The 16,035-nt window shown below is 41.1% G+C and carries 11 protein-coding genes, 1 tRNA gene and 1 pseudogene; 4 read left to right on the top strand and 9 right to left on the bottom strand.

Features of this window, described 5'->3' with window-relative positions:
• Positions 1-5: 5 nt before the first annotated feature.
• The 9 genes and pseudogenes from DCK90_RS17165 to nhaD form a co-directional block, all read right to left on the bottom strand.
• Positions 6-590, bottom strand: a pseudogene (locus DCK90_RS17165) (BfmA/BtgA family mobilization protein).
• A 324-nt stretch (positions 591-914) separates the two neighbouring features.
• Positions 915-1,532: a site-specific integrase gene (locus tag DCK90_RS05420; RefSeq protein ID WP_108245174.1), complete on the bottom strand. Its 618-nt coding sequence runs from the start codon at positions 1,530-1,532 to the stop codon at positions 915-917.
• Between the two features lie 7 nt (positions 1,533-1,539).
• Complete coding sequence (locus tag DCK90_RS05425; RefSeq protein WP_159075772.1) at positions 1,540-2,076, bottom strand: phage integrase SAM-like domain and Arm DNA-binding domain-containing protein; 537 nt, start codon at positions 2,074-2,076, stop codon at positions 1,540-1,542.
• Positions 2,077-2,413: 337 nt separating this feature from the next.
• Positions 2,414-2,488 (bottom strand) — tRNA-Val (locus DCK90_RS05430).
• 69 nt (positions 2,489-2,557) lie between these two features.
• Positions 2,558-3,769, bottom strand: coding sequence for a bifunctional folylpolyglutamate synthase/dihydrofolate synthase (locus tag DCK90_RS05435; RefSeq protein ID WP_108245176.1), 1,212 nt, complete (start codon positions 3,767-3,769; stop codon positions 2,558-2,560).
• A complete protein-coding gene (locus tag DCK90_RS05440; RefSeq protein ID WP_108245177.1) occupies positions 3,769-4,647 on the bottom strand; it encodes an energy transducer TonB in 879 nt (292 codons plus the stop codon). The genes DCK90_RS05435 and DCK90_RS05440 overlap by 1 nt, the downstream gene beginning before the upstream one ends.
• Positions 4,647-5,033, bottom strand: a complete 387-nt coding sequence (locus tag DCK90_RS05445; RefSeq protein WP_100816272.1) for an ExbD/TolR family protein — start codon at positions 5,031-5,033, stop codon at positions 4,647-4,649. The genes DCK90_RS05440 and DCK90_RS05445 overlap by 1 nt, the downstream gene beginning before the upstream one ends.
• Before the next feature lie 9 nt (positions 5,034-5,042).
• A complete protein-coding gene (locus DCK90_RS05450) occupies positions 5,043-5,735 on the bottom strand; it encodes a MotA/TolQ/ExbB proton channel family protein (RefSeq protein WP_108245178.1) in 693 nt (230 codons plus the stop codon).
• Between the two features lie 56 nt (positions 5,736-5,791).
• Positions 5,792-7,180, bottom strand: coding sequence for a sodium:proton antiporter NhaD (gene nhaD / locus DCK90_RS05455; protein WP_108245179.1), 1,389 nt, complete (start codon positions 7,178-7,180; stop codon positions 5,792-5,794).
• 236 nt (positions 7,181-7,416) lie between these two features.
• On the opposite strand from nhaD, the gene DCK90_RS05460 reads away from it, so the two are divergent.
• The 4 genes from DCK90_RS05460 to DCK90_RS05475 all read left to right on the top strand — a co-directional run bounded on the left by DCK90_RS05460 (position 7,417) and on the right by DCK90_RS05475 (position 16,007).
• Positions 7,417-8,559 (top strand): acyl-CoA dehydrogenase, encoded by a 1,143-nt coding sequence (locus DCK90_RS05460; RefSeq protein ID WP_108245180.1) that lies wholly within the window; start codon positions 7,417-7,419, stop codon positions 8,557-8,559.
• Positions 8,560-8,866: 307 nt separating this feature from the next.
• A complete protein-coding gene (gene gltB, locus DCK90_RS05465) occupies positions 8,867-13,372 on the top strand; it encodes a glutamate synthase large subunit (RefSeq protein ID WP_108245187.1) in 4,506 nt (1,501 codons plus the stop codon).
• Between the two features lie 8 nt (positions 13,373-13,380).
• Positions 13,381-14,847, top strand: coding sequence for a glutamate synthase subunit beta (locus tag DCK90_RS05470; RefSeq protein WP_108245181.1), 1,467 nt, complete (start codon positions 13,381-13,383; stop codon positions 14,845-14,847).
• A 230-nt stretch (positions 14,848-15,077) separates the two neighbouring features.
• Positions 15,078-16,007, top strand: a complete 930-nt coding sequence (locus DCK90_RS05475; RefSeq protein ID WP_108245182.1) for a hypothetical protein — start codon at positions 15,078-15,080, stop codon at positions 16,005-16,007.
• Positions 16,008-16,035: the final 28 nt, after the last annotated feature.

A 16,035-nucleotide genomic window follows, 5' to 3' on the forward strand; every position in this document is an offset into this window, starting at 1 on the left:
TGCGGTTATTTTAATTGATATTTCAAGCTTTCAAAATCCCCGATGCCCATGTTGATCTTGATATAGGGCTTTCCCATCATAGGTTCAACCTTCTCCACATTATGGAGGATTTCATTGCAACCCTTTTTATAATCTTTGAATTCTTGCAGCATTCTATCGTGCTCTGTTTTTGGAACGGTGTTTCTAGGTTCCAAAAAATCCATTCGCTCTTGCTGTATTTTGACTGGCTCAGGTCTGGGTTTCCTTCCATCTCTTACATAGGCATCATAAAGTATCAATACCATTTCATAGGTGGGCCGGATACTGGTCTTTTCCATGTTCTTGATAATGGCGATGAGCCTATCGATTTTTTTCATCATCTGACGCTACAACTTTTTGATACTTTCAAGGATAATCTTTGTTCCCTCTCCAAAAGGGTCAAGGTTGTTCTCCTTGAAGTATTGTACCATTCCATCCAAAACCTCACTATGGGATTTGTTGAACTTTTTGGAATAGCTGCGAAAACGTATGGCCGTTTCTTTCTTTACCGTGATGTTGGAATAACCCCCTGTCCCATTCTTTGTTCTGTCATTTATTTTTTGCTTTTCCATAGAGCTGTGATTTTGCTTTTTAGTGAAAATGCGTCAATTTTTCGTCAAAAATTTCCAGTGTTTACAAGGCTTCCCAAAGGGTTTACTGTAGATTTTGGAAAAGTCTACTGTAGCCCCTGATTTTGCACAGCATTCCAAAATCATTTCAATTAACTGGTTTTCAACTTGTTGAAGACCCTAAAACGACCGTGATGGCGCAATCTGCTCATCACCCTCTTGCTATTCCTACGTCCCGCAAGCGGGACTGAATGAATACAAGCTGATTTGAAAATCAGCTGTCCTATTAATGTTTTTATTTGATGAATAGCTTTTCCAAATTCCACCTTAAAAATCACGGTTTCCAAATTTTCTCTTGTCCGCATCTGAATCTGAAAACTTAGAATCCAGTTTCGTTTCCAAGTCACTCATATCCTCACTGATTTTTTTATCCAAGACCCGCGCATAAATTTGGGTCGTGGCCAATTCTGAATGTCCCAATATTTTGGAAACAGTTTCGATAGGAACCCCATTGCTTAAAGTAATGGTAGTAGCGAACGTATGTCTTGCCATATAGAAAGTTATGTGTTTATTGATATGGCATGAATCCGCAATCTCTTTCAGATAGCTATTTAATTTTTGATTGGAAATCTTAGGGAATAATTTATCTGTACCCCTTTTCGGATGATAGTGATATCGCTTAACAATCGACAATGCCGGTCCCATTAAAGGTAACTTGAAGCTGTTCTTGGTCTTTTGTCTTTTTGTACTTATCCAGTGCTTTCCATCGATAGCCAATACGAGATTGTCCTCATTAAGGTTCATTATATCACAATAGGCAATGCCCGTGTAGCAACTAAAAACAAATAAGTCATTTACAATTCGTAACCGTTCAATCTTGGTTTGGAAACCCTGAATTTTTCGTAATTCTTCCAAGGTCAAAAAATCCCTTTCCTTTTTCTCCATCCTAATCTTAAATTTTTGAAAAGGATATTTTTTCTATCCATTCATTGTTTACAGCCATTCTGACCATCTTTCTCAAACGTTGGATATGTTTCATTACTCCGTTGTTCGAAAGTATACCATGATGGTGAATAGGGTGTAGTTTTCGCAAGTAGGTCTCGAAACCCACAACAAACTGATGGTTGAGCTGAGACAACCTAAAATCATCTGATTTATACTGCTTTTTCAAATAGGCCAACAAATACTTCTGGGTGGTCTTATAATGGCTTAAGGTAGCTTTACAAAGGTTATGGGCACCATGAAGGTTGTGGTGTTCAAATAGTTCCGTTAAGGTCACCTGATTTTCATCTTCCCCGAAATACTTCGCCTTGACCATCTGTGGGGTGATAAGGGACGACTTGGAGCGAAGTTCCCGATAGCATTGGAAAAGTGCTGTTTCAACCTCCATTAGATAAGTGTTGATTTCCTGTGCTTCCTTCGTGCGCCCCAGAACCCTCGATCCCTTTCGGTCCCAGTTTTCCGTTGGGATGGTATACTTCAAGCTCATGTTAACTCGTTGTGAGTCAATAGTGATACGAGCGTATATCTTAGCGGAACCGTCATTCCGACGGGCAGTGCTTATCCAAAAACTGATTGAAAATGTAGACCGGGTTCTCATAGGTTTAGTGTTAATTTGAACGAAAATTACCTACGAAAGTCAAATACTAAGTGATTGTAATATAGTTGTTTACATACTTATTCGGTTAACATTTTTGATAAAAATATTTACTAACCGAATTGCAAACCAAAACATATCAAATCAAACCAATTCAAATGAACGTCTTAAAACGTCAAAACCTTGCAAATCAGATAGATTTACAAGGTTTAGTTTTGAATTCTTAAAGTGGGCGCTGAGGGATTCGAACCCCCGACCCCCTCGGTGTAAACGAGGTGCTCTGAACCAACTGAGCTAAGCGCCCATTATTTTCCGTAATGGGAGTGCAAATATAAGACTGTTTTTGATTTATAAAACAAAAAAATGAAAAAAATTACACAACTTCAGCAACAACAAAAGTACTTCCTCCAACATAAATCATATCCTCGTCATCGGCGTTATCCAACGCTTTTTGAAAACCTTGTTGTACCGACATATATTTCTCTCCCATAAGACCTTGTTCCTTAGCTATTTCCTCAAGAGTCCCGACATCCAACCCGCGAGGAATGCTCGGTCTTACAAAATAATAATGTGCCTCCTTTGGAAAAAGTTGAAGGACAGATTTTACATCCTTATCGCTAACAAAACCTAAAACAATATGTAATTGATAATAGGTTTGTTTTTGCACTTGATTCAAAACTAATTGTAGTCCTTCCTTATTATGGGCCGTATCACAAACTACCAACGGGTTTTGTTGCAATATCTGCCACCTACCTAAAAGTCCAGTATTTTTAATAACATTCGCCAACCCTTTAGATATAGATTCCTCAGGAACATCAAAACCTTTTAATTGTGAAATGGCCGCTACCACCCCATTGATATTCTTCTTTTGATACTCCCCAAGCAAATCAGTTGTATATCCCTTTGCTGGTTGATCATCAGCGAAAACAATTACTGATTTTAGCTGATGCGCAATCAGGTTGAATATCATTTTTGTTTCAGGCTGTGTCTCACTGATCACAACAGGCACCTTAGGTTTTATGATTCCAGCCTTTTCCAATGCTATTTTCTCCAAAGTATCTCCCAAAAACTGCGTATGATCCATTCCTATATTGGTAATCAGGGACACTACAGGAGTTATAATATTGGTTGAATCGAGACGTCCACCAAGCCCAACTTCAACAATGGCAATATCCACATCTTCCTCTGCAAAGTAACTGAAAGCCATGCCTACGGTCATTTCAAAAAAAGAAAGCTTTTGATATTCCAAAAAGGGCTTGTGTTGCTCAATAAAATTCACCACAAAATCTTCACTTACCACCTTTCCGTTTATTTTAATACGTTCCCTAAAATCCTTTAGGTGGGGCGAAGTATATAGTCCAACCTTATAACCAGCCTCTTGAAGAATTGATGCCAGCATATGGCTACTGGACCCTTTACCATTGGTTCCTGCAACATGTATACTTCTGAATTTTTTTTCAGGATTGCCAAGCACATTGCAAAAGCTGACGATGTTGTCCAGTTTTGCGTTCATGGCAGCTACGCCCTTTTGCTGGTACATCGGAAGCTGTCCGAACATCCAGTCCAACGTTTCTTGGTAGGTCACTACTGCCCTAGTTTAAAATTGACAACCACAAAACCTATCTGTTGTGCCGGAGCATTCGAATCTGAATTCCATTTATGAAGCATCGCAGTTTTACGGGCAGGCTCCAATAGACATGGAGCATTGTTTGTAGTGCCTTTTACGCCAGGTTCCGCCTTAACAACTTTTCCGGACCTGTCAACGGTAATTCTAACAACAACCCTACCTTCTTCATTACATTCTTGCTGAACTTTTCCTTTGTTGGCCAAAGACCTTCCACTTAATCCATAACCACCTGTACCGCTCCCTGGGGAACCGTAGTAGGATGAGGCATAAGGGTCACCATCAGGTTGTCCCTTGTCGCCAGCGCGATCATCGTCACCTTCACTGCCTGTAGTGGTACCATCAGATTTTCCAATACCTCCGATAAGGGCATCTACACTTTTTTTCTTGGCTTCCTGTTCCTGGCGTTTACGCTCTTCAGCTTCCCTTTTTTCTCTAGCGATGCGTTCAGCCTCAGCTTTGGCCTTTTCGGCCTCTTCCTCAGCTTTTCGTTTGGCTTCTTGCTGTTGCCTCAGTTTAATGGTTTCCTCATCATTACTTGTTAAAACCTCTTCAACCGGAGCTTCCTCAACAACCGTTTCCTTAGGCTCTGTAGGCTCGGCAACTTCTTGTGGTTCAGGTTGACTTACGACCTCCCTAGGTTCGGAACGCACTGGTTCCGTTGGCTGAACTTCCCCGCTCCCAAATTCCATGGTCCCAAAATTAACGGCTATGCCATTTTCAATAGGTGGGTCGAGATAGGTCAATCCAATATAAAAAAGCAATAGAAGGAGTGCGCTCAACAAAAGTGTTGTGAGCGTAAAGGATTTTTTCTTGTGTCTCGTATCTAAAAAGGACATTATTTTGGCCGCACCGCCAAGATAACCTTGTAACTGTTCCTGTTTGCAATATCCATTACGTTGACCGCTTCTTTAATGGCCACGTTTTCTTCTGCTCTGAGGATGATTGTTGGCTTTTCTTGACCTTCAAGTGCCTTTTTTAATTCAATTTCAATGTATTCTTTGTTGATCTGCTCGTTGTTCACAAAATATTTCAGGTTCTTGTCTATGGTCACCGAAACATTTTGTGTGTTCGTAGATTTACCCTTTGCCTTTGGCAAAAGCAAATCCAGTGCATTTGGCGCATTGGAAGTCAGCATAAAAAACACCAATAATAGGAACACAATATCCGTCATTGATGACATGCTAAACTCCGGGCTTATTTTGTTTCTTCCCTTCAGTTTCATAGCTAAGGGTTATACTGGTTCGTTCAAAAGGTCCAAAAACTCAACGGCATTGGCCTCCATTTGATGCACTACTTTATCGGTTCTGTTCACCAAATGGTTGTAACCGATATACGCGATAATACCAACTACCAAACCAGCTACGGTCGTGGTCATGGCGGTATAGATACCAGATGCCAAAGAACCCATTTCTGCCTGTCCTCCGCTACTTGCCATCTCGTGGAACGCCAAAATCATACCAATTACTGTTCCCAAGAAACCAATCATTGGAGCGGCACCTGCAACGGTGGCCAAAACACTAACGTTCTTTTCCAGTTTGTAAACTTCTAACGTACCTGCATTCTCGATGGCGGTATTGATGTCATCCAAAGGTTTTCCAATACGGGCAACCCCTTTTTCGGTAAGTCGCGCTACAGGAGAATCCGTTTGTGCGCATAATAATTTTGCAGCTTCCAATTTACCATTGCTGATGTGATCACGAATCTGGTTCATGAAGTTCTTATCTATCTTGGACGCTGCCTTTATAGCGAAAATGCGTTCAAAATAAATATACATAGCTACAAAAAGAAGAACAAAAAGCACCACAATTATGATGACACTTCCTGTTCCTCCATTGACAATAAGATCGATTACGGATAAGGTCTTTTCTTCGGAAATTGAGGCAGTTGCCTCAGCGCCTTCCGTTACTTCTTGTAAAATATTCATATAAAATCCCCAATTTATTTGCAATAATAACGGAGATTTTTGAACTAAAGTATTTTTTAGAACAAATATCGCATTACCATAAATACAATTGCACCGGCAATGAAGCCTACAAAGGCTAACCAAGATATCTTTTTAAGATACCAGAAGAAGTCTATTTTCTCCATTCCCATCGCAACAACTCCTGCTGCGGAACCAATAATCAGCATACTACCTCCTGTTCCTGCAGAATAAGCGATAAAGTGCCACAATTGGTCATCCAATGGCTCGGAGAACATTCCTAAACTTGCAGCAACCAACGGCACGTTGTCTATAACGGCTGAACCTACACCTAAGAGTACTACAACCAAATCGGACACACGGGTACCGGCCATCTCTGTACCGATCAATGGCATTCCTTGTTTTAGTCCTTCGGCGAAGTTAAACAATAGCCCCAATGATTCCAGTGCAGCAACGGCCATTAAAATACCCAAGAAGAACAAAATACTTGGTAATTCAATCTTTGTCAATGCACTATGCACCGGGCTATGGTGGGAATGGGCATCACTTTCTTGATCGACGGATGATATAGCAATCTTTTTGTTACTGTAAATTTCAGCAAAAGTCGCCACAACGGCCAAGGACAACATCATACCTACATATGGTGGCAAATGTGTGACTGTCTTGAAAATAGGAACAAAAACAATCGCCCCAAGCCCCAAGTAAAGCATAATGGGTCCATATTTAGATTTGGAACCGCTATCATCCTCATCTACATCTATCTCACCTTTAAACGCGGGTAAAAAAGAAGCTATGAAAGACGGCAACAACATACATACTAAAGAAGGTACCAACAAATGCTCTATAAGCATTGCCGTGGAAACTTTATCTCCGATCCATAGCATAGTAGTGGTGACGTCTCCGATTGGCGACCATGCACCCCCTGCATTTGCAGCGATGATTATTAAACCGGCATACCAAAGTCTTACCTCTCTGTCCTTCACTATTTTCTGAAGGATAGAAATCAATACAATAGTTGCTGTAAGGTTATCTATAATGGCTGAAAGAATAAATGCCAAGAAAGAGAATATCCAAAGGATTTTCTTTTTGCTCCTTGTCTTTACAAACGACTTTATAGTTGCGAATCCGTCAAAGTAATCAATGATCTCCACAATGGTCATGGCTCCAAGAAGGAATACCAAAATCTCTGCGGTCTTCCCCAAGTGATGAAGAAGGGTCTCCTCCATCAGCTCCATTTTCTCCTCGTGGCCAAAAGACCCGAAGTTTTCCAACAGCGCGTGGTTTCCGGAATCGAACCAAGTAGTAAAACCATCGATTCCAAAAGCCATCAAAGCCCACAAAATAGCCATCATGGCCAAGGCAGGGATAAGCTTATCTATTTTTAAATTATGTTCGAGGGTAATTGCCAAATATCCAATTACAAAAATGACAACTAAAAGGGTTTCCATGTTAAGTTTGGTTTAATTAAGGAATAATATTTTTGAGCAGTTATCTGTGTGGCTAAAGATATTCAAAATGAATATTTCCACATAATCTTATCAGCATAAAAATAAGGAAACGTCAATAGATAGATTTCAAAAAATAAGAAAAGAATTCAATCATTCTCATTTAATCAATATGTTTTATAAAATATCAATACTAGAAAGCTATATTTGTAGGTAGTTTTTAAATATTACTCAGTTTTATGGATTTCACACTTTCCGAAGAACAGTTAATGATACAACAAGCGGCAAAGGATTTTGCCCAAAATGAACTTTTATCAGGAGTTATCGAACGCGACGATGCGCAAAAATTTCCAAGTGAACTTGTTAGAAAAATGGGAGAACTTGGATTTATGGGCATGATGGTCGACGAAAAATATGGAGGCAGTGGCCTCGGCACGCTTTCCTATGTATTGGCCATGGAAGAATTGTCCAAGATTGATGCCTCGGCCTCCGTAATGGTATCCGTAAACAATTCTTTGGTGTGTTGGGGACTGGAAACTTATGGAACTGAAGAGCAAAAACAGAAATACCTTACCCGATTGGCAAGTGGTGAAATTATCGGTGCATTCTGTTTGTCCGAACCAGAAGCGGGAAGCGATGCCACTTCCCAAAAAACAACTGCCATAGACAAAGGTGACCACTATATATTAAATGGCACCAAAAATTGGATTACAAATGGGAACCAAGCCGAAGTGTATTTGGTCATTGCGCAAACGGACCGGGAAAAAGGCCACCATGGCATCAATGCATTGATAGTTGAGAAAAACATGGAAGGCTTTGATATAGGTCCCAAGGAAAATAAATTGGGTATTCGTGGTAGCGACACCCATTCCTTAATGTTCAACGATGTTAAAGTACCAAAAAAAAACAGAATCGGCGATGACGGTTTCGGTTTTAAGTTTGCCATGAAGACATTGGCAGGCGGACGAATCGGAATTGCAGCACAAGCTTTGGGTATTGCAGCCGGTGCCTACGAACTAGCCCTTAAATACTCAAAAGAACGTAAAGCTTTTGGGACCGAGATAGCAAACCATCAAGCGATAGCCTTTAAACTGGCGGACATGCATACAAAAATACAGGCTGCACGCCATTTGGTTTATCAAGCAGCTTGCGATAAAGATGCCGGCAACGATTACACATTATCCGGAGCAATGGCAAAGCTTTATGCTTCCGAAGTAGCCATGGAAACAGCCGTGGAAGCCGTCCAAATACATGGAGGCAATGGATACGTTAAAGACTATCATGTAGAACGCTTGATGAGGGACGCCAAGATTACCCAGATATATGAAGGCACCTCTGAAATCCAAAAAATAGTTATCTCCAGAAGCATATTAAAAGATTAAATTATTTAACCCCCTCCCAAAAGAGGGGGTTCGTTTTCACGAATCACTTCTAATTTTATTCACCCCCTATTTTTCACAAAGTGTTAACATAAAATTATGACCACAAACCTTAAAACACTCTTTTCATAGCAGGGAAGAAACCTTTTTTTAAGCTCAATTTGAGATAATGATAATTTAACATTCCCTTAATTCCTAAATTGAATTTTTTTTAACCCCAGAAACAATACGTTGATTATTTATCTGATAATCAACTAAAACCTTATTATTTATACATCAATTTTGATATTTTTGAGGAAATACGATAATGATGGGATTGAAGAAACAAGGTTTATACTTACCGGAATTTGAGCACGACAACTGCGGTGCAGGCTTTATATGTAGCCTAAAGGGAATAAAGTCAAACGACATAATACATAAGGCCCTCGAAATTCTGGATAAATTGGAACACAGAGGAGCTGTGAGCTCGGACGGAAAAACAGGAGATGGCGCAGGTATACTTATCGATATTCCCCACGCCTTTTTTAAGGACGCCTGTTCCTTTGAACTACCGGAAGCAGGAGAATATGCGGTTGGAAACGTATTTCTACCACAAAAGGAAAACCAACGTAATTTTTGCATTCAGGTTTTTGAGGAAAACATAAAAAAACAAGGACTCGAATTACTTGGTTGGAGGCACGTTCCGGTGAACCGTTCCATTCCGGGAAGAATAGCGGCCGAGACAGAACCCTTTGTAATGCAGGTTTTTGTTGGCAAGGGAGAGGATTTGGACGAATTTCAGTTTAACCTCAAACTTTTCATTGCACGTAAAGTCACGGAACACACTGTAATAGAAAGCAAACTTTCTGAAAGCGAATTCTTCTACCTACCCAGTCTATCAACTAAAATTATCATTTTTAAGGGGCTTTTGGTCCCTAAAGATATCAGCAGATATTATGAAGACCTTTTGGACCCCCGAGTGGTTACCCGCTTGGCACTGGTTCACCAAAGATTTTCCACAAATACCTTCCCGAATTGGGATTTAGCACAGCCATTTAGATATATGTGCCATAATGGAGAGATAAATACACTTAGAGGAAACGTCTCCCGTATGCGCTCACGCGAGGAGCTAATGGAAAGTGAGTGGTTTGGAGAAGATATCAAAAAGATACTTCCCATCGTATTGCCGGCAAAATCCGATTCCGCCAGTATGGACATGGTGGTTGAACTATTATTGATGACCGGCCGTTCTTTGCCAGAAGTAATGATGATGTTGGTTCCGGAAGCATGGGAAAAAAACCCGGACATGTCCGAAGCCAAGAGAGCTTTTTACGAATACAACTCCTGTCTTATGGAACCTTGGGACGGACCGGCCTCCATTCCATTTACAGATGGAAACTATATCGGTGCTGTATTGGATAGAAACGGACTTCGCCCATCCAGATACTCGGTAACCAAAAAAGGATACGTCATTATGTCGTCGGAAACCGGAGTCGTTGAACTGGAACCGGAGGATATCGAATTCCACGGACGATTGGAACCCGGAAAAATGTTCTTGGTGAACATGGAAGAAGGACGAATCGTCAACGACGAAGAAATCAAGGAAGCCATTGCCAAAAAGCATCCGTATAAAGAGTGGTTAAAAAAGAATTTGGTACACTTGAGGGACATTCCTTATAACGATTGCCCTGTTTTCTTTGGAGAATTCCCGCTTCAGACCAGACGAACTGCATTCGGTTATACTCAAGAAGACATCAACACCATTATAATGCCCATGGCAGAAAATGGCAAGGAACCCATTGGCTCCATGGGCTCCGACACTCCAATTGCCGTGTTGTCCGAGCGCCCACAATTAATATACAATTACTTTAAACAATTGTTCGCACAGGTAACCAACCCGCCTTTGGATGGTATCCGTGAAGAATTGATAACCGATATTAGTCTGACTTTGGGCAGTGACCACAACATTTTTGATTTTTCAGAATTGCATTGCCGCAAACTGAAAATCCAGAACCCTGTTATTTCCAAAGAAGATTTGGACAAGATCAAAAATTATGATGCCAGTCCTGATTATAAAGTTGTCTCCATTTCAATGCTCTATGAAATTAACAAAGGGCACAATGGGCTTGAAGAAGCTTTGGACGGTATATTGCAGCAGGCATCAAATGCCATTGATGAAGATGCGAACATAATCATTCTATCGGATAGGATGGTAAGTGCCGAGATGGCTCCTATCCCTGCCCTATTGGCCTGTTCCTATGTGAACAGTGGTCTAAGAAAATTAGGAAAACGTTCCAAACTGAGCATCATTATCGAATCCGCTGAACCAAGGGAGGTTCATCATTTTGCCCTTCTTTTTGGTTTTGGAGCAAGTGCCATCAACCCTTATTTGGTGAATGAAATCATCGGTGAGCAAATCGAGGAAAACAACATTACAGATTACACTTTTGAGGAAGCCGTTAAAAATTATAACAAGGCTATCGGAAAAGGGATATTGAAGGTCATGAACAAGATTGGGATATCAACGTTGAACTCTTATCGCGGCTCTCAATTGTTCGAATGCATCGGAATCAACACAACCGTTGTGGACAGGTATTTCCCAAACACCCCTACTCGAATCCAAGGAATTGGACTTTATGAAATAGAAAAAGAAGTTACCAAACGTCACAAAAAAGCATTTCTATCACAAAACATATCAGCCAATCTCGATATCGAGGTTGGAGGTGAGTACCGCTGGAGAAGAAATGGCGAGAAGCACATGTTCAATCCATTAAGTGTCGCCATGCTTCAAAAATCGGTACGCAACAACGAGCCGGAAACCTATAAAGAGTATTCCAAACTGGTCAATGAGCAATCCAAACACTTGATGACTATCCGTGGACTTTTCGAATTTTCGAACTACGACCCTATACCCATTGAAGAAGTCGAACCTTGGACAGAAATTGTAAAAAGGTTCAAAACTGGGGCAATGTCCTACGGAAGTATAAGTCAAGAAGCACATGAAAACCTAGCGGTTGCCATGAACCGAATCGGAGGCAAGAGTAATTCGGGTGAAGGCGGAGAGGATTCGGCTCGTTTTTATAAAAGTCAAACCGGGGACTGGAAAAACAGTGCCATAAAACAGGTAGCATCAGGTAGGTTCGGGGTAACCTCCAATTATTTGACAAGCGCACAGGAAATACAGATTAAAATGGCCCAAGGAGCTAAACCTGGTGAAGGCGGTCAATTGCCTGGACCAAAAGTCAACCCGGCCATTGCCAAAACAAGAAACTCCACACCATATGTGGGATTGATTTCACCGCCCCCTCACCACGATATTTACTCTATCGAGGATTTATCACAATTGATCTATGACCTTAAATCCGCAAATAGGGAAGCACGTGTAAACGTAAAACTGGTATCGGAAGTTGGTGTAGGTACGGTAGCTGCAGGTGTGGCCAAAGCGAAGGCCGATGTTATCCTTATTTCTGGATTCGACGGTGGTACGGGAGCATCACCATTAACCTCGTTAAAACATGCCGGACTACCTTGGGAACTTGGAATCGCCGAAGCCCAGCAGACTTTGGTATTGAACGACTTGCGAAACAGAGTAGTTCTAGAGTGTGATGGACAGTTGAAGACAGGACGAGATGTAGCCATTGCCTGCTTATTGGGTGCAGAAGAATTCGGTTTTGCCACAGCACCTTTGGTGGCATCGGGCTGTATTATGATGCGTGTATGCCATTTGAATACCTGTCCAGTGGGTATCGCCACACAAAACCCGGAGTTGCGCAAAAAATTCCAAGGAAAACCGGAACATGTGGTCAACTACATGTACTTTGTTGCACAAGAGTTGCGAGAAATTATGGCCAAGCTCGGGTTTAGAACCTTGAACGAAATGGTCGGTCAAGTACAAAAACTGGACAGAAAAAAGGCAATCGAACATTATAAAGCGGCAGGTATTGACTTGACTCCAATCCTATATCGTATAGATGTCCCAGAAGGAACTAAACTCCACAATACAGAAAAACAATATCATGAAATAGATAAGTCAATTGAATTTGAAATCATAGGAAAAGCACACCCTGCTTTGTTCAGAAAAGAGAAGACCACACTGGATTTCCCGATCAAGAACACAGATAGGGCCGTTGGCGCCATTATCAGCAATGAGATTTCAAAAATTTATGGAGAGGAAGGCTTGCCAGAAAATACACTTAAACTAAACTTTACTGGTTCTGCCGGACAAAGTTTTGGAGCTTTTGCCACCAAAGGCCTCACCATGGTGGTGAATGGAAACACTAACGATTACCTTGGAAAAGGACTCTCTGGAGCCAAGCTGATAGTGAAAGTTCCTTTTAAATCTACAATTAAACCAGAAGATAATGTGATTACCGGAAACGTAACCTTGTACGGAGCAACATCTGGAGAGGCATACATTAACGGTAAGGCAGGAGAGCGATTCTGCGTAAGAAACTCTGGGGCCAAGGCAGTAGTCGAGGGAATTGGGGACCATGGCTGTGAATACATGACCGGTGGAGTCGCTGTGATTCTTGGTTCGGTAGGACGAAATTTTGGAGCTGGTATGAGCGGTGGAATTGCCTATGTGTATGACAAAAATGACACATTCAAACGCAACTGTAATGGAGACCACTTAAATCTTCTACCGGTTGATGAGGATAACGACATACAACAATTAAAAGATTTGATTGAAAACCATTACAACGCCACATTAAGTCCTTTGGCGCAGAATATTCTTGAAAATTGGGAAAAATGCCTTCCTAAATTCATTAAAGTATTCCCAGAAGAATACCGCCAAGCACTTATCCGATTGGAAGAAGAAAAAATGCAAACCTTATAATTTGAGACATGGGAAAGATTACAGGATTTTTGGAATTTGATAGGAAGGACGAAGCATATGCCCCTGTCAAAGAACGCATCGAAAACTATAAGGAATTTACAAAACCTTTAAAAGAAAGTGAATTAAAGAATCAAGGCGCCCGGTGCATGGACTGTGGAATTCCATTTTGTCATAGCGGTTGCCCATTAGGAAACTTGATTCCAGACTTTAACGATGCCGTTTATAAAGGAAAATGGGAAAAAGCTGCACAGATACTCCACTCTACAAATAATTTTCCTGAGTTTACGGGAAGATTATGCCCTGCACCATGCGAGGAAGCATGTGTACTGGGAATCAACGAACCTGCTGTTTCCATTGAAAATATAGAAAAAAACATCGCCGAGACAGCATTCAAGAATGGTTGGGTAAAGCCAGAACCGCCAATGAACAGAACGGACAAAAAAGTGGCCGTAATAGGTTCCGGACCTGCAGGTCTTGCGGCTGCCCAACAACTGAATCGTGCCGGCCATACTGTTACTCTCTTTGAAAGAGATGAAAAACTAGGAGGACTTTTACGATATGGTATTCCTGATTTTAAAATGGAGAAAAGTGTTATCGATAGAAGGCTTGAGGTCATGGAAAAAGAAGGCATCGAGTTTAAAACCGGCATACATGTAGGCGTCGATGTAACTGCTGAAGAACTCCAAAAAGAATATGATTCCATTGTACTCTGTGGTGGAGCCACGGTGAGACGCAGCCTTCCTATTCCGGGAGCTGATGCCAAAGGTGTGGTCCAAGCCATGGACTTTTTACCTCAGAATAACAGAAAAGTGGATGGCATCCCATTTAAGGGAGAAGATATTTCTGCCAAAGGCAAAAAGGTAATTGTAATAGGTGGCGGGGATACCGGGTCCGATTGTATTGGAACTTCCATAAGACAAGGGGCAACTTCCGTGACCAATTTTGAAATAATGCCTAAAGGCACGACCGATCGCCCCGAGGGACAACCATGGCCGTTTTGGCCCATGCGATTGCGTACGAGCTCATCTCACAAAGAAGGTGCTGATCGTGTATTCACCATCTCCACTAAAAGATTCAATACCGATGACAAAGGTAATCTAACAAGCTTGGTAACTGTAGAAGTTGAATGGATCAAGCAACCTGGTCAGCGACCCATACTTAAAGAGGTAGAGGGCACAGAGAAAGAATGGGACTGTGATTTGGTCCTATTGGCTCTTGGCTTTACTGGGTCGGAGACCACGGTTGCTGATCAACTAAACCTTGAAATCGACCCAAGAACCAACATTAAGGCTTCTGCAGCAGATTATAAAACAAATGTTCCGGGAGTTTTTGTAGCAGGTGATCAAAGAAGGGGCCAATCCCTTATTGTTTGGGCCATTTCCGAAGGCAGACAAGCTGCATACCACGTGGACACCTATTTAATGGGGAAATCCGATTTACCTTTAAAGGGTGAGGGAGATCTTCCTAGAGTTTAAAATCTCAGGTAAATCTCAACTAAACTTGCTAAACTCCTCTAGGCTTGCTTTGCTTAGGGGAGTTTTTTAGATACACATTATATCAACCATATAAATAAACCGACCATTTATATATCAAAAATCGGTAAGTGGAAATTTGTTTGTATCTTAAGAGAAGTCCTCTTACCATAACCAATCCTCTATAAAGTGCTATGTATTTCAGGAGCATACAAACCTCTTAATACATCACTATGAGAAATCCAATTACAATCTGCTTACTCCTCTTCACTTTGCTTTCTTGCAAAACCAAAGAAAAAGAAATTACAACTTCAGAAAAGTCACCTCTAGAACTCGGTCAGGTCAATGTAAGTACAAAGAGTATGGAATTCTTTGTTTCTGACACACTATATTCAGGCTGGAACACTTTCATTTACAACAATGAATCTCAGGAAGTCCACTTTATTATGATGGATTTGTATCCAGAAGGAATAACCATAGAAAATACTAAATCCGAACTGCTCCCCCTTTTTGATGATGGGATGAGATATATCATGGAAAACCAAATGGATAGTGCGATGACGGCTTTTGGTAAAATACCTGAATGGTACCAAAAAGTGAAATTTTTGGGCGGCACGGGACTTGTATCTCCTAAGTACACCGTAAAGAGTACCGTTTACCTAGAACCTGGTCGTTACATGATGGAATGTTATGTAAAAATGTTCAATGGTACTTGGCACACTTCACATGGCATGTTAAAAGAAATTATAGTGAAGAATGAGGTCAGCGAACTAACACCTCCGACCGCAACAGCGCAGATTGACATATCCAGTACTGACGGAATTTTACTTAAGGACAGCCTTTCCTCTGGGCGACAAGTATTCCAAACAAATTTTATAGATCAAAAAGTGTACGAAAACTTTGTCGGACATGATATAAACTTGGTCCAATACGACAGTACGGCTTCATTGGATTCTTTGGTAGTCTGGATGAATTGGATGAACCCCAGAGGACTGCGCACACCCGCTCCTTCAGGCTTTACATTTTTAGGAGGAATGAACAATTTACCTTCTGAAAGTAAAGGCTTTTTTGAAGCTGATTTAACCCCAGGAAACTATGTCCTCATTTCAGAGGTTCCAGAAGCTGATAAAAAGCAACTGCTTTTCAAGTTTTCTATTGATTAGAAAAACTTATAAAAACAAAAAAGGCCCT

This window comes from Muricauda brasiliensis (genome assembly GCF_003057865.1).
GTDB lineage: Bacteria > Bacteroidota > Bacteroidia > Flavobacteriales > Flavobacteriaceae > Flagellimonas > Flagellimonas chongwuensis.